16 protein-coding genes are annotated in these 20,521 nt (G+C 65.2%); 7 read left to right on the top strand and 9 right to left on the bottom strand.

Annotation, left to right across the window (positions count from 1 at the left end):
• Positions 1–7 precede the first annotated feature (7 nt).
• The 5 genes from IPM84_09430 to IPM84_09410 all read right to left on the bottom strand — a co-directional run bounded on the left by IPM84_09430 (position 8) and on the right by IPM84_09410 (position 7,868).
• Positions 8–1,909 carry a hypothetical protein gene (locus tag IPM84_09430; GenBank protein MBK9092985.1) on the bottom strand — a complete coding sequence of 634 codons (1,902 nt, stop codon included), beginning with the start codon at positions 1,907–1,909 and terminating at the stop codon, positions 8–10.
• Complete coding sequence (locus tag IPM84_09425) at positions 1,906–2,475, bottom strand: NUDIX hydrolase (GenBank protein MBK9092984.1); 570 nt, start codon at positions 2,473–2,475, stop codon at positions 1,906–1,908. The genes IPM84_09430 and IPM84_09425 overlap by 4 nt, the downstream gene beginning before the upstream one ends.
• Positions 2,476–2,697: 222 nt before the next feature.
• Positions 2,698–4,617: a glycosyltransferase family 39 protein gene (locus IPM84_09420; protein ID MBK9092983.1), complete on the bottom strand. Its 1,920-nt coding sequence runs from the start codon at positions 4,615–4,617 to the stop codon at positions 2,698–2,700.
• Between the two features lie 146 nt (positions 4,618–4,763).
• Positions 4,764–6,377 carry a Na+/H+ antiporter gene (locus IPM84_09415; GenBank protein MBK9092982.1) on the bottom strand — a complete coding sequence of 538 codons (1,614 nt, stop codon included), beginning with the start codon at positions 6,375–6,377 and terminating at the stop codon, positions 4,764–4,766.
• Between the two features lie 6 nt (positions 6,378–6,383).
• A complete protein-coding gene (locus IPM84_09410; GenBank protein ID MBK9092981.1) occupies positions 6,384–7,868 on the bottom strand; it encodes a hypothetical protein in 1,485 nt (494 codons plus the stop codon).
• Between the two features lie 226 nt (positions 7,869–8,094).
• Between IPM84_09410 and IPM84_09405 the strand changes: the two genes are divergently transcribed.
• The gene (locus IPM84_09405; protein MBK9092980.1) at positions 8,095–9,633 is read left to right on the top strand and encodes a YifB family Mg chelatase-like AAA ATPase; all 1,539 of its coding nucleotides are present in this window, start codon (positions 8,095–8,097) and stop codon (positions 9,631–9,633) included.
• A gap of 57 nt (positions 9,634–9,690) precedes the next feature.
• Here the strand turns inward: IPM84_09405 and IPM84_09400 are convergent, their stop codons facing one another.
• The 3 genes from IPM84_09400 to IPM84_09390 form a co-directional block, all read right to left on the bottom strand.
• Positions 9,691–11,766, bottom strand: a complete 2,076-nt coding sequence (locus IPM84_09400) for a hypothetical protein (GenBank protein MBK9092979.1) — start codon at positions 11,764–11,766, stop codon at positions 9,691–9,693.
• Positions 11,766–12,227, bottom strand: coding sequence for a hypothetical protein (locus tag IPM84_09395; protein MBK9092978.1), 462 nt, complete (start codon positions 12,225–12,227; stop codon positions 11,766–11,768). The genes IPM84_09400 and IPM84_09395 overlap by 1 nt, the downstream gene beginning before the upstream one ends.
• Positions 12,228–12,677: 450 nt before the next feature.
• Complete coding sequence (locus IPM84_09390) at positions 12,678–13,415, bottom strand: hypothetical protein (protein ID MBK9092977.1); 738 nt, start codon at positions 13,413–13,415, stop codon at positions 12,678–12,680.
• Between the two features lie 195 nt (positions 13,416–13,610).
• Between IPM84_09390 and IPM84_09385 the strand changes: the two genes are divergently transcribed.
• Both IPM84_09385 and IPM84_09380 read left to right on the top strand, forming a co-directional pair.
• Positions 13,611–13,997 (top strand): hypothetical protein, encoded by a 387-nt coding sequence (locus tag IPM84_09385; protein MBK9092976.1) that lies wholly within the window; start codon positions 13,611–13,613, stop codon positions 13,995–13,997.
• A 9-nt stretch (positions 13,998–14,006) separates the two neighbouring features.
• On the top strand, positions 14,007–15,377 hold the full coding sequence (locus IPM84_09380; GenBank protein ID MBK9092975.1) for an MFS transporter: 1,371 nt from the start codon (positions 14,007–14,009) through the stop codon (positions 15,375–15,377).
• Between the two features lie 56 nt (positions 15,378–15,433).
• On the opposite strand, the gene IPM84_09375 is transcribed toward IPM84_09380, so the two are convergent.
• Positions 15,434–17,095 carry a DEAD/DEAH box helicase gene (locus tag IPM84_09375; GenBank protein ID MBK9092974.1) on the bottom strand — a complete coding sequence of 554 codons (1,662 nt, stop codon included), beginning with the start codon at positions 17,093–17,095 and terminating at the stop codon, positions 15,434–15,436.
• 1,256 nt (positions 17,096–18,351) lie between these two features.
• On the opposite strand from IPM84_09375, the gene IPM84_09370 reads away from it, so the two are divergent.
• From IPM84_09370 to IPM84_09355, 4 genes are read left to right on the top strand one after another with little or no spacing between them, the layout of a single operon-like run.
• Entirely contained in the window at positions 18,352–18,702 is a 351-nt protein-coding gene (locus IPM84_09370; GenBank protein ID MBK9092973.1) for a hypothetical protein, read from the top strand.
• Positions 18,702–19,112 carry an HNH endonuclease gene (locus IPM84_09365; GenBank protein ID MBK9092972.1) on the top strand — a complete coding sequence of 137 codons (411 nt, stop codon included), beginning with the start codon at positions 18,702–18,704 and terminating at the stop codon, positions 19,110–19,112. Before IPM84_09370 ends, IPM84_09365 begins: the two co-directional genes overlap by 1 nt.
• Positions 19,109–19,516: a hypothetical protein gene (locus tag IPM84_09360; protein ID MBK9092971.1), complete on the top strand. Its 408-nt coding sequence runs from the start codon at positions 19,109–19,111 to the stop codon at positions 19,514–19,516. Before IPM84_09365 ends, IPM84_09360 begins: the two co-directional genes overlap by 4 nt.
• Before the next feature lie 47 nt (positions 19,517–19,563).
• Positions 19,564–20,514 (top strand): hypothetical protein, encoded by a 951-nt coding sequence (locus IPM84_09355; protein MBK9092970.1) that lies wholly within the window; start codon positions 19,564–19,566, stop codon positions 20,512–20,514.
• Positions 20,515–20,521 lie beyond the last annotated feature (7 nt).

The following is a 20,521-nucleotide window of genomic DNA, read 5'->3' as shown; positions in this document are numbered from 1 at the left end:
ATCGCAGTCATTTGCGCCGGCGCCACAGGAGCAGCACAACGATCAGCAGGCTCAGCCCGGAGACGATGTCGCCGGCGCGGCGCGCAGGGGTCGTGCCCATGCGCAGGGTGACGAGGTGCGTACCGGCCGGCAGCTCGAACCCGATCAGGCCATAGGGCGGCCGCGTGATGATTTCGAGCGGCCGCCCGTTCGCGGTGAGCGTCCAGCCAGGGAAGTTGTAAGTGTAGTAGACCAGTTGCACCGGCGTCGCGGCGTCCACGCGTAGGCGGCCTGAACGAGCGCCATGCGCCAGCATGGTGACCGTGCCCGCGCCCTGCACGATGGCCGCCTTCTGCAGCGGCTCACCGGCCAGGTACTGCGCCAGCAGCGGCGTCTCCTCGAAGGGCTGTTGCGTCCCTTGCATGACGCCAATCATGTCGGGATGCTCCATTTCGAAGTCCATGATCGCCAGGGGACTTTCGTCGCGCGCGGTGATGGGAGTCCACTGTGGCTGCAAGAAAGCGGCGCTGGCGATGATGATGAATAGCGCCAGCACAAAAACGGCCGGGCGCCGATTCGTCTCGGCTGCGGATGCATGGTCAACGTCTCTGCGCTCGTCGCCGATGGCGACAGCCAGGATCTGCACACTGGCGCCGCCCATGATAGCCAGCGCGAGGGCGGTCAGCGTCAGCAGCCGCCAGGGAAACTGAATGAGGTCGCCCAGGGGCAGCCATTGCCACACAGCGGCGGCCGGCACAAGCATCATGCCGGCGATGATTACCGTGGTCAGCAGGAAAAAGGCCAGTAAGCCGCGGTGCTGGCCCCGGCGACGCACGCTGTACCCCACGCCACCCACGGCGAGCAGCAAGGGGGCCAGGCCAAGCTGAAAGCTCATGCCATCATCTGGCCCGGCCACGCTGTAGCCGAAGCCCCAGGACGTGGAGAAGAGCTGGTGGAAATAGATCAGGTTGGTCTCCACCTGATAGGAGTTGCGCACCCAGACGGCCTGGCCGATGTAACGTTGTTCAGCCAGCAGGGGGAATAAGAAGATGGCCGCCAGCCCCACCGCCAGCAGGCCCGCGGCCAGCAGGGACTGCGCCGCGCGCACGACGGCGCGGAGGTCCGAGCGCCAGGCATCCCTGCGTGCAGCGGGGTTGACCCGCCTGGTACTACCGGCATCGCGTCCACGCAGGTGGACGCCCGGCGGTACGCCCACCAGGCGCGATTTCAATCGCTCGCCTGCGGCAGCATGACGCCGGGGGCGTCTGCCCTGCGCCAGGGGCAGAAGCAGGCGAAAGAGCAGATAGGCGACCAGCCACGGCGTGAAAAAGAGCATGGCGACCGTGTGACTGATGAAAAGCGCGGCCAGGCTGAGCGCGGCCAGCGCCAGGCGGCGGCGATCGCCTGGTTTTTCGAGCAAGCGCTCCCAGGCCAGCAAAATCCAGGGAAACCAGACCATGGCCCAGAACTCGGCCAGGGCGGCGCGCACGTAGATGTTGACGAGATGATAGGGCGCGTAGGTGTAGAGCAGCCCCGCAATCAACCCAGCCGCGTCACCCCACCAGCGCCGCACGAGCAGGAACATGCCGGCTGCGCTCAGCAAGAAGGCCAGCAAGAAGGTGTCTTTGACCGCCGCGGTGAAGCCCAGCCCCAGCAGGTGGAAGGCTTCAGCCACGTAGTAGGCGAACGGCGCATAGACCACCCAGAAGGGGTAGCCGTAGCCCATGGCGTGATCAGGCCCCCAGCGCGGCCACCAGGCCCCATCGCGAATGGCCGCATCGAACTCCACCAGGTAAAAAACGCTGTGATGGGCGTCGTGCGCGCCGAAGAAGTAGCCGGGAGCCAGCAGCGCCGCCCAGGCCGGTATCGTTAGAGCCAGCAGCAGCCCCAACCAGGTCAGGACGTTGCGCGTGGAGGAGATGCGAGTCATGGGCTGGTGAGCAACTCGTATGCGATGTCATGGGCGATGGCGCGCCAGGCGCCCCAGGCCAGGCGTGGCGCGGGCGTGGCGCGCAACTGGCGGGCAATCCAGGCAAAGCTGCTAAGCGGCAGCTCGCTAAAACCAGCGACCTCGACGCCATCCGCACGCAGCGTGCCGCCGGCCTCTTCGGCATACCAGAGGTAGGTCACAAAGGGCAGCACATAGTCATGCAGGTGCATCTCGTAGCCGATGACGGCCAGAAAGCGCAGGTTGTGCAGGGCCAGGCCGGTTTCCTCGTGCATTTCACGATGCACAGCCTCTTCGACACCCTCATGCCAGTGGATACCGCCGGTCGGCAGGCGATAAAGGCCTGGATAGAGGTTCTTGGTGTGCAGCAGAAAATTGCCGTTGGGGCGACGCAGGCAAATACCGACTTCGCCGCGGCGATCCAGCATCTTCTCTTGCCGCGTATAAAAGAGATAGTCGTTCGCGGGCAGCAGGTAGAGCCGGCGCAGCGGCGCGCCGTAGGCCGCGGCCAGGGTGTCCACTTCGGTTGCGGCGACTAAAGACCCCACGTACGGCCCCCAGTCATCGGTAACGTCTCTGCAAGCAGCAGTTATTGGATGTTGGTTCATTGGTCTCGTCCCTGCATTTCGTGTATCTCAATCATCCGGGGTAGGGGCATGGCCTTGCGCCTGCCCGCGTGGGCGACCGCAAGGGTGCGCCCCTACAAATTGAGAAGATACCATTTCGCCTTCGTTCATCATCATGGTCATGCGCCGCGTCGCGTCGGTGAATCAACGCCGCCAGCGGCCGCGCACGACCCAGGCCAGCAGCAGAGCGGCCGCGGACAGGGCGCTGACCATTCTGCCCAGCATGCGCACCGGTGTATCCTCGAAGCGCAGCAGAAGAAAATACTCGCCCTCTGGAATGGGCACGCCGATCTGCCCGTAGGGGCCGACGATGTCGTGCTCGCTGAGGGGCACGGTGCGCAGCAGAGGCCCCGGCCGGTTGTTGTCATCCGCATAGAGATAGGCCGTCCAACCGGGAAAGTAGGCGATGTTGAAGGCCAGGCGTTGATCGGGCAGGCCACTGTGTACCCAGACCAGTTCGTGCGCGCTGCCGTGCTCGCGCACATCCACGGCCAGGGTCAGGTCTTGCGGCACGCGGCTGTAATCCACATGGGTGGTCACCGGTTGCCCGCGGACATGCGCTTCGGCCATGGCCGACCAGGTTGGGATCTCACGATTGAACACCGGGACGCCGGTCATCTCGTTGGCGGACTGTTCGAAGCGCATGAGCGCCGCATAGGACACCGGGCCTTGCTGCGGCGTTGGCTCCCGGACCTGGACCTGGAGATACGCGGCGCTGCCCAGCAGGAGCAGTCCACACAGGCCCAAGGCGGCCAGACCGGCCATTGGGGATGGCGTCTTGACTGCGGCTGTTTGTTCGGCGGCCGGCGGTCGCGGACTCTCGGCCACCAGCAGCGCGGGCAGGACAGACAGGCTGACCGCGGTTAGCATCAGATAGCGCCAGGGGAATTGGGCGAACTTGACATTGGGCAGCCACTGCCAGGCCCAGGCCGAGGCCGGCAGCATCAGATAGACGGCGACCAGGGTCAAGATGGCGAAGAACCAGGCTTCGGCGCGCAGGTCGGCAGACGCGGCACGGGCAGCGGCAGCGGTCGGCGGACGGCGGCTGAGCAGGGCCGCCATGCCGAGCAGGCTGAGAACGAACGGGACGATGCCCAGTTGAAAGCTGATCGGATCGTTTGGCCCGGGTTGGCTGATGCCGAAGCCCCAGGTGGGGTCGAACAACTGGGACCAGGTGACAAAGTGATTGAACGGGTTGTAATACTGACCGTACCACTGCTCGCGGTTGACAAAGCGAAACTCGGTCAGGGCCGGCAGGCTGAAGGCGGCGCTGAGGCCAAAGCCGAGGGCGAGGGCCAGGAGTGACGGCAGCGACAGATGCAGCAGGTTGCCCAACAGCGGCAGAATAGACTCCGACGACCAGTCGCGCCAGGGTTGCGTGGCAGCGAGGCGGCGCAGCACATGCAGCAGCAGGTACGCGGCCAGGACAGAGGCAAAGACGAGCGCCACCAGGTTGCTGGTGAGCATCAGGCCGCCAAAGGCCAGGGCCGCGCCGCCGAAGGCGGAGAGGCGCGGGCGGCGGACCGTCTCCCGAAAGGCCCACAGGCAGAGCGGCAGGAAAACCAGGGCGACCGATTCGGCCAGGGCGCCGCGCACGTAGAGGTCAACCAGGTGGTAGGGAATGTAGATGTAGGCCAGCCCAGCCACCAGGCCGCTGCGGCGTCCGGCCCAACTGGTCACGAAACCGGCCATAGCCAGGCCGGAGGCGATGATGCTCAGGCCGAAGACCAGTTCGACCGCAGCTTCCCAGCCGAAGCCAAGCAGATGAAAGGCCTGGCTCAGGTAGGTGGCCAGCGGCGCGTAGACGATCCAGAAGGGGTAGCCGTAGCCAAAGGCAAAATCGGGCGCCCAGCGTGGAAAGAAGATGCCATCCTGCCAGGCGCGGTTGAATTCGAAGAGGAAATAGACGTTGTGGCGGGCATCATGCGCGCCCCAGAAGTAGCCGGGCTGGGCAAAGGGGGCCAGGGCAGGCAGGGAAAATAGAAGCACAAGGCCCAGGGCCAACCAGGGTGGGGCGATGATACGGGCGCGTCGCTCCCCACGACGTTGGCTGACTATCGGCATTGATCTGCTCCGCTGGAATGGCTGACATGACGGAGGCGCCAGGCCTCCGTTGCCCATCTTATAGCACAAAGCACGCCCGGCGTCAATCGCGGCCGGCGCAAATCAGGGTCACAGAGAACGGCGCGCCTGACGCCCAGCTTAGGCCATCAGGAAGAATTCTTCGGCCGGGCGCTGTCGTTGGTCGGTGCGCTTGCGCCCGCGTGGCCAACCGGCGGTTCTGGCGGCATGAAATCTTCGCTCATCAGCAGAGTGTCCACTTCGGAGGCCAGCAGTTCGAACGCTTCCTCGGAGATGATCGCATCACGGCGCATGCTCATCAGCGCGCTGCGCTGGGCGCGCAGCAGTTCGCGGCGGGCGCTCTCCAGTTCCTCGGTGGTGAGTTCGGGATACATGCGCTGCAAGTCGCGCACGCTGTGCGCAATCGTTTCCACCTGTCTGAGCAGTTCTGGCCGCAGGGTCTCCCAAGCCTGCTCCGAAATGAAGCCGTCTCGATAGAGACTGTCGAGATGCGTGGCGGCCGCGCGGAAGGTCATCAGGCGAGCATGGCGCAACTCGTACTGCATCTGAATCGGATTGCGGGTCACAATGGCCAACACGCGCAGCAAGGGTCGCATGGTAGTGCTTTGCCCGAGCAGGGTAAACAGCACCACGCCAAAGGCCATGATGCGCACCAGTTCGCGCTGCGGGCCGAGGTCGGCCGGCAGGCTGAGGGCCAGAGCCAGGGCAATGGCCCCGCGCAGACCGCCCCAGTTCAACACGTGCAGCCAACGCAGGGGCAGTGGGTCAGAGAAGCGATTGACCACCCAGCCGAGGCTGTACGTGACGATAGAACGGGCCGCCAGGACGGCCACGATGGCCCAGGCAATAGGCTGCCAGTTGGCAAGCAGCGTCGGCACGTTGACTTGCAGGCCGATCAGCAAGAAGATGAACGAGTTGGCAAGAAAGGCGACATATTCCCAGAAGTTGAACAGGACGATGCGCGTCGTCGGGCTCATGCCCTGGGGGCCTATGTTGCCGTTGACCAGGCCGGCAACGACGACGGCCAGCACGCCGCTGAAGTGCAGCCGTTCCGCCACCAGGTACGCGCCAAAGGCCAGCACTGTGGTCAGGGTGGTTTCGATCAAGTAATCGTCGACGCGGGCAATGATCTGTGCGGCGATCCAGCCCAGCGCCAGCCCCACGACGACGCCGCCCGCGGAGACTCGCAAGAAGTCGGCCACGCCGTTCAGTAGGTCGAAGTGGCCGGTCAGGGCCGCGGCCAAAACCAGGTTGAAGAGGACGATGGCGGTGCCGTCGTTCAACAGACTTTCGCCTTCGACCAGCAGCGCCAACCGCCGCGGCGCGCCCAGGGCGCGAAAGAGGGCCACCACCGCCACGGGATCGGTCGCCGAGATGAGCGCGCCGAAGACGAGTGCAATCGGCAGGGAAAGCGGCGTCACCAGGCTGACCGCGCCGCCCACGATGAGGGTGGAAAGGATCACGCCAACCACGGCCAGCAGCAGGATACCCGGCAGGTTGCGGCGCAGCTCGGTGAAGTTGATATGAAACGCGGCTTCGAACACCAGCGGGGGCACCAGCAGCGCCAGGATCAACTCCGGCGTCAAGCTCAGTTCCAACGGCTGCTGTAGGGTGAGCACCAGGCCGACCAGAACCAGGGCTACCGTGTAGGGAACGCGCAGGCGTCGCACCAGGATCGCCACCAGGGAGGCGACCAGGAGCAGCTCGATGATCAGGGTTTCGGTTGAAATGAAGCGATCCACGAAAGTTCACCTCAGCAGGGCTGGCAAACGTGCGCCGGTCCGCCAGTCGTAGAGACCGAAGGCCAAGTGCAGCGGCGAGGGTGCGTCAGGGCTGACCGCCACTGCCACCGTGCCGGTGATGACCTGACCCACTCGCCATTGCGTCATGGGTTGACCTGACACCGGTTGGGTATCGGTCTGTCCCCAGCGCTGGTCGTTAGCGTCGAGGACATGCAGGTAAAAATTATAATCGAAATCGGGCGGCTGCCAAGCCTGCCAGGTCAGTGTGGCGCTCACCATTCCGCCCGGCTGCAGATCGCCCGTGGTTGCCATGTCCACCAGGATGATCTGCTGGTCAGCCCCGCCGTAGATGGCGACGGGCGCGGGCCGCAGCGGCGCAGGGACGCCACGCGGGGTCAGGCTGGGATAGGCGCTGAGCACGATCAGGGCCAGGCAGGCGCCGAGCAGCGGCCAGGCATGCAGCACAGGGTGGCGCGCCATGCCCACGGCCGCCAGGCCGCAAAGCGCCAGTCCGACCAGGCCCAGGCTCTGCCAGGGGTAGGTCAACAGGCCGCCCAACGGCAGGGGAACGACCGCCGCGGCCAGGCCGACCACGGCAACCGCGGTCCACACCCGGCGCCAGGCGTTGAGCGTGGACGCGGCCACGTCCGCATGGTCAGCCGGCCACCAGGCGAGCAGGGCCAGCCCCAGCGCGGCCAGGCCGGGGGCAAAGCTGAGATCGTCCTGCCAGCCAGGTTGGCTGAGGCCGAAGCCGCTGCTGCCGGTGATGAGCTGAAAGAGATAGACGGCATGATCGGCGAAGGTGACGGGCGCCGCGGCGAACGCGCCCGGCCAGGTGAAACGGCTGAGCAGGCCGGCCGCCGCGCCCAGCGCCAGGCTGAGCCAGCCGGCGCGGCGCAGTCGCCAGGGCGCCGCAATCAACAGCGGCAGCAGACTGAAGGTCAACAGGCTGAGCAGCGCCAGCCCGGTTTGCGTCCAGATGAGCGCGGCCGCCAACAGAGCCACAACCAACCCGCTGCGCACAGACGGGCGGCCGCAGACACGCAGCATGGCCCACCCCAGCCACGGGAGGAGGGCCAGGAGCAGCACTTCGGCCACCGCGCCGCGGCGATAAAGCGCAGTCAGGGTGAAAGGCAGGTAGGCAAAAAGGACGGAGGCAACCAGCGCAGCCGGCTTGTCCAGCAGACGGCGCACAGCCAGGAAAAGACCGAGAGGCCCCGCGATCACCGCCAGGGCCAGGGTGAGCTTGAGGGCAGTCGCGGCGCCGAGCGCCTGCCAGGGCAGCGCCAGCGCGTAGGGCAGCGGCCCTTCGCCGCGCCAGGGGTCGGCCGGCGCGGTCAGGATGGGCAACCCGCCCGCCAGCTCGTTGAGATGATAGAGCGGGCTGAAACCGCTGTGCAGTTCGAACCAGCCGGGCGCGGTCAGCGGCGCCCAGGCCGGTACGATCATCAGGAAAACGAGCAGCAGCCAGCCGCCCGACGATTTCAACATGTCATCTACTCTCACAGGAAAGGTCAGAAGTGTTCCCACTCCCAATGGTAGTCTGCGATTAGTATAATCCAGAACGACCATTTTGTCAGCTTGCGTATCCTTGACAGACTATTCCACTTCATGTATGATTTCGCTGCGTTCAGCGTGAAGTGCGGCCCGCGGCGCCTGATGTTGCTGACCCGCTCTACCGAAGATCAACCGACCTCTCACCCAACGGAGGTACCCTATGCTCGCTTGTGTCACCAGTTGTGCCTTGATTGGCCTGGAAGGGGCCACCATCGAAGTCGAAGTAGACATCGCCCCTGGGCTGCCCAAGGTGACGATTGTCGGTCTCCCCGATGCCGCCATTCGCGAGGCGGGCGAACGGGTGCGCAGCGCCATCGTCAACTCCGGCTATCATTTCCCCGGCACCCGCCTGACCATCAGCCTGGCTCCGGCCGATCTGCGCAAGGAAGGCCCGGCCTATGACCTGCCCATTGCCCTGGCTATCCTGGCTGCCACGCGCCAGATTCCATCCGACAGCCTGAACAAGTGCCTGGTGGTTGGTGAACTGGGCCTCGATGGCAGTGTGCGTCACATCAACGGGGTTTTACCCATGGCCGCGCTGGCCGCGGCGCGTGGCATCGAAACGCTGTATGTGCCGCAAAGTGATGCGCCCGAAGCGGCCCTCGTCGAAAAAATCAATGTCCTGCCCGTGGAATCGCTCAACGCCATCGTCGCTCATCTCAGCGGCCTGCTGCCCATCCGCCGCTTCGAATCCACCATCGGCTTCGATGACGAAACGGTGGAGGCGCCGTCCACCACTGACTTTGCCGAGATTCGCGGCCAGGAGCACGTCAAGCGCGCCCTGGAGGTCGCGGCCGCCGGCGGCCATAACGTGCTGATGAGCGGGCCGCCCGGCGCAGGCAAGACGCTGCTGGCGCGCGCGATGCCGTCCATCCTACCGCGGCTGACCTTGAGCGAGGCGCTGGACATCACGCGCATCTACTCCGTGGGCGATTTGCTGCACACCAGCGGCAGCGGGTTGCCCCTGATTCGCCAGCGCCCCTTCCGCGCACCGCATCACACCATCAGCCATGCCGGCCTCGTGGGCGGCGGGCGTTGGCCGCGGCCAGGCGAGATCAGCCTGGCGCACCGGGGCCTGCTCTTCCTGGATGAACTGCCTGAGTTCGACCCGCGCACGTTGGAAGTGCTGCGTCAACCGCTGGAGGATCATGTGGTGACGATTTCTCGTGCGCAGGGCAGCCTGACCTTTCCGGCCAACTTCATGCTGGTGGCCGCGCTCAATCCCTGCCCCTGCGGCTATTACGGCCATCCGACCATCGAATGCACCTGCTCCTCGGCGCTGATTGCGCGCTACCAGCATCGCATCTCCGGCCCGCTGCTCGATCGCATTGATATCCATGTGCAGGTGCCGCCGGTAGATTTCGATAAGCTGACCGATGAGCGCCAGGGTGAGCCGTCGAAGACGATTCGGGCACGCGTGGAAGCCGCGCGGCAGCGCCAGACCAAACGCTTTCAGGCGCACGCCCACGTCACCTGTAATGCCGACATGGGCGTGGCGGAGGTGCGTGAATTCTGCGGCGTGGACAGCAGCGGTCGCGCCCTGCTCAAGGCGGCCATGCGCCAACTACAACTCAGCGCCCGCGCCTATCATCGCATCCTCAAGCTGGCGCGCACCGTGGCCGACCTGGCCGCCAGCCCGCGCATCGAAACGGTGCATCTGGCGGAAGCGATCCAGTATCGGCCACGGCAGCAGAATTAGGACTCAGCCTGCCTGGAATTCAGACAGGATTCACAGGATTCACAGGATATTCGAACCTCAACGCACCATCGGCAGGTAGGCCACTGCGCCCGCCTGACTGGCGCTGAACCCAATCGCCAGCACGCCGCCAGCATCCGCATGTTGCGCGCCGCCAGCCCCGATCGTCACCCGCGTCCCGCCTGCGACCGGCGCGGTTTGCACCGTGTAGCCGGCGTCGGGCGTCAGCCCGGTGACGAGGAAGCGCGTGACGCTGGCCGGCGCGGTGAAGACCAGCGAACTCAGCGGTGCGCCGAGATTGACCGGGAACAACACCGCGGCCCCGCGCACAGCCGCCCCTGCAAACGTCCCATCGTCGCTGCCGATCAACACGGCAGTGTCCGCGCCGGCGCCCGCGTCCGCGCCTTGCAGCACCTGCAAGAAGCGCACCGATGTCGGATCGCCCGGCGCTTCCACCTTCAGCCGTGTCTGCATCGGGTCATCGTCGGCGGCCGTATCCAGGATGTGCTGCTCCACCGTGTTCACCGCGCTCAGGACCGCGTTGGCGGGCAGCAGCGAGGTGACAAAGAGCTGCTGGCCCGCGGTCGTCTGCATGGTGGCGCGCGCACCGCTGACCGTGGCCGGCTGCGGTAATTGCAGCCACCAGCGTTTGAAGCGCCCGGCCGTCTGCGATTGGGCGCGGTCGTAAACCACGATATGATCGGGTTTGAGCCACACGATGGACCGACTGGCATGGGTGATGTCAACGGCGCTTTCATTTTCCGAGTTGTACAAGTTAGTGGCGTCGCCCAGCGCATAGGTGTAGCCCGCGGCCGTACTGTGTGCCAGCAGGGTAGGGTCGCCGCTGGCGACGTAGTTCCACTGGGAGCCGCGGCGCCACAGATCAATGCGCCAATCGTCATCGTCACGATCGGGCGGGCGGTTGTTCGCCAACGCCACTGCGTTGCGGAATTCGGTGCTGGCGATGCCCTCGGCGATGTCCGCATAGCCCAGCCGTGCCTTCGTCAGCCATTCTCCATCGCGATAGAACTCGAAATGATTGCCATCCGCCTGTTGATGATCAATCTGATTCCAACTCAGGCTGTAGATGAACCAGGTTGCGTCCGCGCCCCAGCCGGTGCGGCTGAACAGCTTGTTCATGCCGGGCGCCAGGAAAGCGGTCGGCAGGGCGGGGCGCGGATCAGGCGCTGATGCCGCAGCCGGATCGAAGAGCAGGAAGTAGAGGATCGCCTGGCGGAAGTCGTCCGGGTTGGCGACGCGTTCCAGCAGACGGTCGGCGCCGCCCGCGGGGGTTTGGGTTTCGATCCAGCGCAAGGACGCCAGGCGCGGCGCGTTGCTCACGGCCTGATCGTACAGACCGAGCGCGCCGAAGGCATCAATGAAATCAGGCAGGCGGTAGTGCTGGGCATCGCCGTACCAGGCGGGTTGATAGACCGGCCCCAGCTCCGGCGCGCTGTCCAGGATGGTCGTCGCCGGGCTGAGACCGTGCAGGTAAGAGGTCACCAGGTCGTCCCAGAACGGATTGGCGCTCAGAACCACCTGCGGTCCGCGGCGGTTGGGGTCATCTTCGCCGGCGGTGTGCAGCGCCAGCAGGAACTGAATGGCGTAGCTGGCGGTCTGCGGGCTGTACTCCAGCCCCTCCGGCAGTAAACCGCCCTGGCTATCGGTGCCGCTGAGGTGATGGAAGATGTAGAGCCAGGCGCCCGTGGCCTGATCGAGATAGGCGTGCAGGGTCTGGCCCGGATCATCGGCCGGATCGAGCGCCAGCGCCATCAGGCCCAGGTTGCGCATGTGCGCGGTGAAGTAGTTGTTGCCAGCCCAACGCACCTGCAGCCGGTCTGCGAGCAGCGCCGGATCGTTCACCAAACCGACCGGCTCCGGGTGATGGTAGCCGCTTTGCTTGATCTCCTCGGACCAGCGCAGGAAGACGGTGCGAATCTTGGCCTTGTCCGCGGCGCTCAGACTGGGATAGATCCAATCTACCACCAACGGGAAGGCCTCGCCGTGCCAGCGCGCGCGGTTGGAGTCGGTGGTGAAGAACTCCGGATGGCGAAAGGGCGGGTAGCCCCTGCTGCCGTTGCAGTTGTAGTTCTCCTGCGTGGCCGGGCCTTTGGCCGCTTCGGTAATGGCCGTCATCAGCAGGGTGCGCGCCGCGCCGCATAGTCCGCCCGCGCCGCGGCGTCAGGATGCACCAGTGACGCGAACGCGAACAGTTCGGCGTACATCTCCGTGGCATACTCCTCGTACTCACGGCTGCCACAATCCTGGTCGGGCACATCGCCGCGGTCCATGGCATCCGTGGCATTTGCCAGCACCACGGCCAACCCATCACGATAGAGCGGGTTGCTGTCACTGGCCCAGGCGCGCAGCCTCGGCAGATCGGCCGTGGTCAGCCACAGGCGCGGATGCTCGCCCGTGGCCTGTTTGCCGGCCGCTGCGGAGGCGGGCGCGGTGGGCAGCGGCGTGCCCGGCGCGACAGAGGTCTCGGCCGACGATGGCGTCTCGGGCGCCTCGATCGCGGTTGGCGTTGCCTGGCGATCGGCGCAGGCCGTCAACAGGAAAACTGCCATCATGATACTGAGCAGCAGGTGCGACATGGATGTCTCCTTTTTTCGATGCGTAGTAGAGCGCAGCAGAGAGCGATTGAAATCGCACCTCACGGGCGTTCCGCCGGGCGGCGATTGAAATCGCGCCTCACAGGCGTTCCGCCGGTTGGCTTGAAATCGCACCTCACGGGCGTTCCGCCGGTTGGCGATTGAAATCGCACCTCACGGGCGTTCCGCCGGGCGTCCACCTGCGTGGACGCAATCCGGGTCGGCGCAGGCCGACCTGGTGGCGGAACGCCCCTTCGCCCATTCTGGGGCCCCCCCCCCCCCCCCCCCCCCCCCCCCCCCCCCCCCCCCCCTGGTGGCGGCCGCCCCGAATTCATTCGGCGGCCCTTTCGCCTGCGTGGACGCAATCCGGGTCGGCGCAGGCCGACCTGGCGGCGGAACGCCCCTTCGCCCCGAATTCATTCGGCGGCTTCGCCCGAATTCATTCGGGGTCAGTTACATCGGTGGCTTGATGGTGATCGTCGCATCGTACTCGATTATCTGTACGGTCTTGGATTTGATCCCGCCAGCCTCGCCTTCGATCTCTTGCTTGACCGGCAGACCCCGTTTCTCGCTCACCCACAGCTTGACCTGGCTGATGATTTGATCGGCGCCGGCTTCGCCAAAGATATAGGTAGAGGTGTAGGTGTAGACGCGTGCCCGTTCGCCATTCACCTCATCGGTACCGACGGCCTGGACATTGCTGATCGTTTTGCTGAGCGAGTCCTCCGTCGCCAGCAGGCCGACCTGTTCCAGGATCATGCTGCCGGACACGGGCGACACTTCCCATACACCTTCCTTCTTCGTCCATCCCTGTTCGCCGATAAAAATGTTCTCGTTTTCGAAATCGGCCATCTTCATCACGGTATGGATCTTGTCGGGCGGCACAATCTCGCCCGTCATCTCGATGGTCCCGCTGTCGGACACGATATTGGTCGTGGTGCGATAGGGGCCGGCCTTCATCTGGTTTTGGATGGCCGCGATGATGGCGGACTTGGGGTCGCCGGGCAGCGCGGGCGCAGCGGTGGCCGCAGGAACCGGCGTGGCAGCCGGCGCGGTCGTGGCAACTGCTGCGCTTGTGGCAGCCGGCGCGGTCGTGGCGGCGGGGGGCGCCGCGGTTGGCGAGGCAGAGCTGCCGCCGCAAGCGGTCAGCAGCAGGGACAACAGGAACAACGAAATTAGCAAGCGTTTCATCAGTATGGATCTCCTTGCAGAAACTTACAAAATGCGGGCCTACGCCCATCTAACTACAAAACAACAGGACATGGCTGGATTATGCACGCACGCCCTGGTCAAGAGGTGACATTTTGTGACACATGTCCGGCGCTGATTGTGACTTGCCGTCAGCGCAACGGATGTTGCACCACAGCGAAGACGACCATTTGTGGTATGATGGGGGTATGCCAAGCCAACGCCCAAACACCCTGCCTGCCACTGACCTGCTGCTATCAGGCGCTCAACGATCGGCATGGCATCTCCCTGGCGCTGCAATTCGCAGCCTGGCTGGCGCTGGCGGAGACGCCGCACCCGCTCGGCGCCGAGCGAGCCGCGGCGTTATGGGGAGCTGCACAGCCCCTGCGGGCCGGCGCCAACCGTGCGCTTTCGCCCAGCGAACGCCGCGAGGAGGATGCCATGCTGATCGCAATAGGTGAAAGGCTCGGCGCCGCCGCGCGCACCGCATTGCTGTCCGCCGGCGGGACGACAGATTGGACTACCGTGCTGGCGCACTCCCCGCAGGCTGCTCTCCCCGGGGCGCCATCACATTCGATCGCATAGAGACAGCTCATGTCACGTCGTGCTACATCATCCACACGGCCGCCACGCCACCCGGATGGCATCCCACCGGGGCACTGGGACGAAAATCAGGCCCCCGACGGCTATCAGCCCCGCAATCCATCGCTGCTCGAACGCTCCCGCCATTGGCTGCGCGGGCCTGATGACCTGGCCGCGCGCAATCGCCAGAATGTCTTGATTGACGGCATCGGGGTTGGCTTTGCTGCGGGCATCGGCACCTTTCTCTCGGTCTTCCTGGTGCGCCTGGGTGCATCCAACTTCATGGTGGGCCTGCTCACCGCCATGCCCGCGTTGACCGGCATCCTGTTGGCATTCCAGGTCGGCGCCTTTCTCTCGCGCCAGCGCCAGGTGGTGCCCTGGTTTTCGCGCGCCCGTCTGTTCGTCCTCTCCTGCTATGTGCTGACCGGCCTGGTCCCCTACCTGTTCGATCAGCATGTGCCTGAGATTATCGTCGGCATTTGGGCGTTGGCTACGCTGCCGCAAACGGTGGTGTCGGTCGCTTTTTCCGTGGTGATGGGTCAGGTGGCCGGGCCACGCGGCCGCGTCGCCCTGATGAGTCAACGCTGGTCAACCCTGGGCCTGGCCAATGCCCTGGCCGTGCTGCTGGCCGGTCAACTCCTGCAACACTGGGATTTCCCCCTCAATTACCAGATCATCTTCCTGATCTCGGCCATCGGCGGGCTGGTCAGCTACAGCTTCTCCATCCGCATCAGCCTGCCGGACCAGGAAGCGCCGCCCGCGCCCAGCGGCCGCGGCTCACCCTGGCGCCAGGAGCTTGGCGTGCTGCGCCAATACCCCGACTTCCTGCGCTTCACGGCCAGCCAGTTCATCTTCCGCGCCGGCCTGAGCATGGCCATGCCGCTGTTGCCACTCTACTGGGTGCGCGAACTGAAAGCGTCGGACATGACCATCAGTTTCATCAACACCGCGCAGACCGTTGTGCTGCTGGTCGCCTATCTGTTGTGGACGCGCCTGGCAAAGCGCACTGGCGAACGCCGGGTATTGCTCATCTGCGCGTTCGGCGCCAGTTTCTACCCCTTCCTGACCGCGCTGACGCACAGCACAGGGCCGCTGGCGATCTACGCCGGCATCAACGGCTTTTTTCAGGCCGGCGTGGACCTGGTCTTTTTCGACATCATGCTCGACACCTGCCCGCCGCAGAACCAGGCGCGCTACATCGGTCTTTACCAAACGACCGTCTTTACCGCCATGTTTCTGGCGCCGCTCACCGGCACCTGGCTCGCCGATCATTTCAGTCTCGGTTGGGGCCTGCTGATCGCCAGCGCACTGCGCCTGGGGGGGGGTGTCCTCCTCTATCTGCTCGGCGTGGGGCGCGGGCTGAAATCGGAAGCGGCGGGTTAGGGCAGAGGGTCATCTCTTTCTTTACACAGGTATCTGACCAGTGCAGATCATGCCCCTCAAGCGCGTTCGACGGTGATGGTTTGGCGGTTGATGCGGAAGTTGTGCGCTTTGGACAGCACCTGGATGACAAAGCGCTCCGGCACGTCAACCACCGTGTGGTGATCCTGGATGAAAATTTTGCCGATGACGTGACCGGGAATGTCGGCATGATAGGCGATGGTGCTCACCACATCGCTCGGCCGCACCCCGTGCAGCCGTCCTTTGCTCAAGTTCAGGCTGACCATGCCAACTTCGGGCGCGCCTTGCGTTCGTCGTGGGCGACTGCTCTGCTCGCCCGGCCTGATCTCGCGCCGCGATCGCATCTCTACCTCGCGCAGCGCGTGGCGCGGGCGTCGTTCCTGCACCTCGGTGATCGGCAGAATCGAGCGCTGGCCTTCGACGGTGCGCACATGGCGTAGCGCGGCCGCGGCAATTTCCAGCGGATCGTAGCCGGCGTCCACCAGGGTCGCGGCCAGGCGACGTTCGCCGCCCGTGCGTCCCCGCTTCAGCCAGACCGTCACCTGCTCCAGCAGTTGCTCTTCGCGGTGCTGTTCGATCTGCTCGACCGTGGGCAGTGTTGCGGCTGAAATGCGCTGTTTGGTGAAGCCTTCGATGCGGCCCAGGCGCCAGCGTTCGGCCGGCGTCACCAGGGAGATGGCGATGCCGGTCTTGCCCGCGCGGCCGGTGCGGCCGATGCGGTGGACATAGATTTCCGGGTCTTCGGGAAGATCGAAGTTGAAGACGTGCGAGATGTTCTCGATGTCCAGGCCACGAGCCGCCACATCGGTTGCCACCAGCACCTTGGTCTGGCCGCGGCGGAAGCGGTTGAGCACGCGCTCGCGCTCATCCTGCTCCAGTTCACCGCTCAAGCCTTCGGCCGGGAAGCCGCGTGTGGAAAGCTCAGCCGCCAACTCACCCGCGCCGGCGCGGGTGCGCACAAAAATCAGCGCGCTGGTGATCGGTTCCATCTCGAACAGGCGGGTCAGGGCGGCCAGCTTTTCGGCGTTGTTGACCAGGTAGGTGCGCTGCTCGATGGCCGCCACCGTCACCTGTTCGCGCTCGGTGGTGATGGCGCGGGGATCGCGCAGGTAGCGGTCGGCCAGGCGTCGGATCTCCGGCGACAGCGTCGCGGACAGCAGCGCGGTCTGGCGGTCGGTCGGCGTGGCGGCCAGGATGGTCTCGATGTCCTCGATGAAACCCATGCTCAGCATTTCATCGGCCTCATCCAGGACTACCACACGCACCCGGCTCAGATCGAGCACCTTGCGCTCCATCAGGTCGAGCAAGCGACCAGGGGTGCCGACCACAAGGTCAACGCCCTTTTGCAGGCGGTTGATCTGGCGGGCGTACGCTTCACCGCCATAGATGGGCAGGACGCGCACGCCGCGCTGCTGACCGTAGTCGTGCAGCGCCTGGGCCACCTGGATCGCCAGCTCACGCGTGGGCACCACCACCAGGCCCTGGACGGCGTGATAGTCAGCCTGCAGATGATGGAGCATGGGAAGGCCAAAGGCGGCGGTCTTGCCTGTGCCGGTATGGGCCTGGCCAATGATGTCGTGACCGGCCAGCAAGAGGGGGATCAAGGCGGCCTGAATGGGGGTGGGCGTGGTGAAGCCAAGCGCTTCTACGGCCTGCACCAACTGCGGATGCAGGTCTAACTGCGAGAATTCGGATGTCATCGTTTTTTCACTCTACTTTGATGAAACGAGAATTTTCTAATCGCCTGGTTCGACGGCCCGCGGGGGCGATGTTCGGACGCTTATTCAATTCTCGTTTCTATCTTGGCTGTTCTTCAGCCGATTTACTCACTGTTTCGATGACTCCGCTGCGCCGCACGTGCCCCTACCGCCATCTTCGGCCCACCCGCTGTCGCGCGTGAGCCTGCCACGGACAAGAAAAGCGCCTGACCATGATAAGTCAGGCAACCCGTTGGAATGATCAAAACAGAATTCGATTACCTCTTGCCGCACTCCGGCGGACAAGAGGGCGCATTATGCCACAGCGCAGCCAAATTGGGAAATTACCGCCCTGCGTTGAATGACCGTGACCGCCGTCGCCCCGCGGGGGGGGGGGGGGGGCCCGCGGGGGGGCCCCCCGTGTCGGGCCCGGGGGGGGCCCCCGGGGCGGGGGGGGCGGGGCGGGCGGCGGGCGCCGGGGCCGCCCCCCCCCGGGCGCCGGGGGGGGGGGCGGGGGGGGGGGCGGGGGGGGGCGGGGGGGGGGGGGGGGGGGGGGGGGGGGGGGGGGGGGGGGGGGGGGGGGGGGGCGGGGGGGGGGGGGGGGGGGGGCGGGGGCGGGGGGGGGCGGGGGGGGGGGGCGGGGGGGGCCCCCCCTCCCTCTTTTCTTTTCCCTCTTTTGCCCCTTTTCCCCCCCCGGGGGGGGGGGCCGGGGGGGGGGGGGGGGGGGGGGGGGGGCGCGGTTGGGCGGGGGGGGGGGGGGGGGGGGGGGGGGGCCCGGCCGGGCGGCCGGGGGGGGCCCGCCGGGGGGGGGGGGGGGGTGGGGGGGGGGGGCGGCGGGGGGGGGCGGGGGGGGGGCGCGCGGCCGCGCCCGGGGCGCGGCCACCTGCCCCCCGGCCCCCCGCCCCCCCCACGCCACGGGTGCGAGGTGGGTACCTGGCGCGTTTACCGGACAACACCGCCCCCCCCGCCCACGCCCCCGCCACCGCAACCGTGGGATGAAGACCCGTGAATGCCATCCTCGCCGCCAGGGCCACGAACCCCGCGGCCGACGTCAGCGCGCTGGAAGCGGAGATTGACCGCCTGGTCTATGCGCTCTACGGGTTGACGCCGGCGGAGATCAGGATCGTGGAGGGTGGGTAAGTGCGGTCCGCAACGCTTGGCAGGTCAGGTGGAGTGTGCTAAAATCAACCCAGGAGATGCCTGATCGTTTCGGCATTCCAGTCCAGCGGCCATTTGATGGAACTGTCAGAGGTATGAACATGGTACAGATCACGATGAAACTTCCTGACCAGTTGGCGGGCCAAATTCTACCAGCACGCCGCTGGCTGCCTGTCGTGCTTGAGTTGAGCCTGGCGCGACTGAAGACGCCGGCTGCCGAGACGTCTTCCGAGATCATGGACTTCTTCTTGCTCAACCCAAGCCTGGAAAATGTTCTCGCCTACCACGCATCAGATCGGGCGCAGCGCCGGCTACAAAGGCTGCTGGCGCTCAACGAGGCAGGCCTACTGAGCGAGACAGAGCAGGAAGAGCTGGCTGAGATGGAGCGGCTCGAGCACATTCTCATCATGCTCAAGGCGCAACTCGCTGACCAGGTGCGGCTCGGCAACTGATGGCCACTCCTATCCCGTCTGATCTACGCCGATTAGTTGCAGAACGAGCAAGGTATCGGTGTGAGTACTGTTTACTGCCCCAAACCATGGCATTGCACCGACATGAACCCGATCACATTGTCCCCCTTCAGCATGGCGGCGTCACGGAAGCCATCAACCTTGCCCTCGCTTGTTTGCGCTGCAATCGCTACAAGGGACCAAATGTTGGCTCCTTTGATCCACTGACGGGTCTGTTAGTTCCCCTTTTTCACCCTCGTTTACAGAGCTGGGACCAGCATTTCCACGTCGTCGGTGCTGAGATCAGGCCGCTCACTCCGGAAGGACGCGTCACCGTTTTGGTTCTTCGGCTCAACGATCCCGATCGCCTGGCAGAGCGCCAGCGGCTAATTGAAGCCAGGCTATACTGGTGATCACCACGAAGGTCATGGTGTGGAAGCGGAGATTGATCGCCTGGTCTATGCGTTTTCTGGCTATGTCTGGTCAGCCATACGGAGGTGACCCCATGCTACAAGTTGAACTACCCAACCGATTGCTCAGCGTTCTGAACTCACTCGAGCCGGGCGCCGCGCCAAAGCAGCAGGTGGTGCGTCTCGCCGAACAAGAGTTGCGCCGCCGTCTGGCGCGCTACCAATTGACGGATCGTCTCTTTCGGCAAAAATACGGCATAACCCTGGACGAGTTCGAGGCGGCCGAGGTTGTCAAGACGCTCGGGTATTCCTTCGAAGTCGAGAATGACCATCAAGATTGGGACTTGGCTGTTGACGGCATCCACACGGTCGAACGCCAGTTGGCCAGCTTACGGGGTGAAGCGTGACCGCAGACGATGTCGAGCGTGACATTCAACTCCCAGGAGATGACTCGATGACCGCCTTGACGCAAGATGATGTCCTGGAAACGGCCCTGGAGCTCTATGAGCAGGAAGCCTATGCGGAAGCGTATGCTTTCGTGACGGCCGAGGTACAACAGCAGGGCCTGGAATCGGGACAGATCTACAATTTTCGCATCTGCCTGGCCAATCTCAGCGGACAGTCAGACCTGGCCCTGCGCCTGTTTGCCGAAGCCCTGGCCCAGGGCTACTGGAGCAACCCGGACCAGATGTTGGCAGATGAGGATCTGCTCACGCTGCGGGATCATGTCGAATTCCTGCGCCTCCTCGACATCTGTCGCGGCCAGCAGGCGGCGGCCCAGCGCACGGCGCAACCCGAATTGCGCCTGATGTGGCCCGTCACCACGCCCGCGCCCTTGCTGGTGGCCTTACACGGCAACCAGCACAACGTGGCCGACACGGCCCCGGCCTGGGAACCGCTGACCGCGGCGGGCTGGTGCGTTGCGCTCCCGCAATCATCGCAGATGGCCGGCCCCAATGCCTTTGTGTGGAACGACCTTGCGCTTGCCACGGCCGAGATGCGCACTCATGCCGAGACCTTGCGTCAGCATCCCCGCGTTGATTTCAGCCGGTGTGCCGTGGCTGGTTTTTCGATGGGCGCACGGCAGGCGTTGTGGTCGGTGCTGGAAGGGATTTTCCCGGCGCGCGGGCTGATCCTGCTCGGCCCCTGGTTGCCCGAATTATCGGCCTGGGCGCCACTGCTGCCGCGCCTCGCGGAGACCGGCACGCGCACGTACGTCATCATCGGCGACGCCGATCAATCGTGCCTGCCTCACGCCCAAGCGCTTATCGCCGCGCTGCGGGGCCACAACCTCCCCTGTGAATTGGAACTGCATCCCGGTATGAGACATCGCTACCCGCCTGATTTCGAGACCAGCCTGCGCCGCGCCCTGGCGTATTTTGGGCGCTTAGGAACGAGAATTTAATAAGTGT

This window comes from Candidatus Amarolinea dominans, assembly GCA_016719785.1.
GTDB classification, from domain to species: Bacteria; Chloroflexota; Anaerolineae; order SSC4; family Amarolineaceae; genus Amarolinea; species Amarolinea dominans.
Note: the sequence above shows the minus strand (reverse complement) of the source record. Positions and strands in the feature narration are given on the sequence as shown.

What these genes read in the sequence shown, in the direction of transcription:
- IPM84_09365 (MBK9092972.1), top strand. Translation starts at nt 18,702, where the DNA reads ATGGCCACTCCTATCCCGTCTGATCTACGCCGATTAGTTGCAGAACGA.
- IPM84_09420 (MBK9092983.1), bottom strand. Translation starts at nt 4,617, where the DNA reads ATGCCGATAGTCAGCCAACGTCGTGGGGAGCGACGCGCCCGTATCATC.
- IPM84_09390 (MBK9092977.1), bottom strand. Translation starts at nt 13,415, where the DNA reads ATGAAACGCTTGCTAATTTCGTTGTTCCTGTTGTCCCTGCTGCTGACC.
- IPM84_09370 (MBK9092973.1), top strand. Translation starts at nt 18,352, where the DNA reads ATGGTACAGATCACGATGAAACTTCCTGACCAGTTGGCGGGCCAAATT.
- IPM84_09375 (MBK9092974.1), bottom strand. Translation starts at nt 17,095, where the DNA reads ATGACATCCGAATTCTCGCAGTTAGACCTGCATCCGCAGTTGGTGCAG.
- IPM84_09380 (MBK9092975.1), top strand. Translation starts at nt 14,007, where the DNA reads ATGTCACGTCGTGCTACATCATCCACACGGCCGCCACGCCACCCGGAT.
- IPM84_09400 (MBK9092979.1), bottom strand. Translation starts at nt 11,766, where the DNA reads ATGACGGCCATTACCGAAGCGGCCAAAGGCCCGGCCACGCAGGAGAAC.
- IPM84_09355 (MBK9092970.1), top strand. Translation starts at nt 19,564, where the DNA reads ATGACCGCCTTGACGCAAGATGATGTCCTGGAAACGGCCCTGGAGCTC.
- IPM84_09395 (MBK9092978.1), bottom strand. Translation starts at nt 12,227, where the DNA reads ATGTCGCACCTGCTGCTCAGTATCATGATGGCAGTTTTCCTGTTGACG.
- IPM84_09405 (MBK9092980.1), top strand. Translation starts at nt 8,095, where the DNA reads ATGCTCGCTTGTGTCACCAGTTGTGCCTTGATTGGCCTGGAAGGGGCC.
- IPM84_09385 (MBK9092976.1), top strand. Translation starts at nt 13,611, where the DNA reads ATGATGGGGGTATGCCAAGCCAACGCCCAAACACCCTGCCTGCCACTG.
- IPM84_09430 (MBK9092985.1), bottom strand. Translation starts at nt 1,909, where the DNA reads ATGACTCGCATCTCCTCCACGCGCAACGTCCTGACCTGGTTGGGGCTG.
- IPM84_09410 (MBK9092981.1), bottom strand. Translation starts at nt 7,868, where the DNA reads ATGTTGAAATCGTCGGGCGGCTGGCTGCTGCTCGTTTTCCTGATGATC.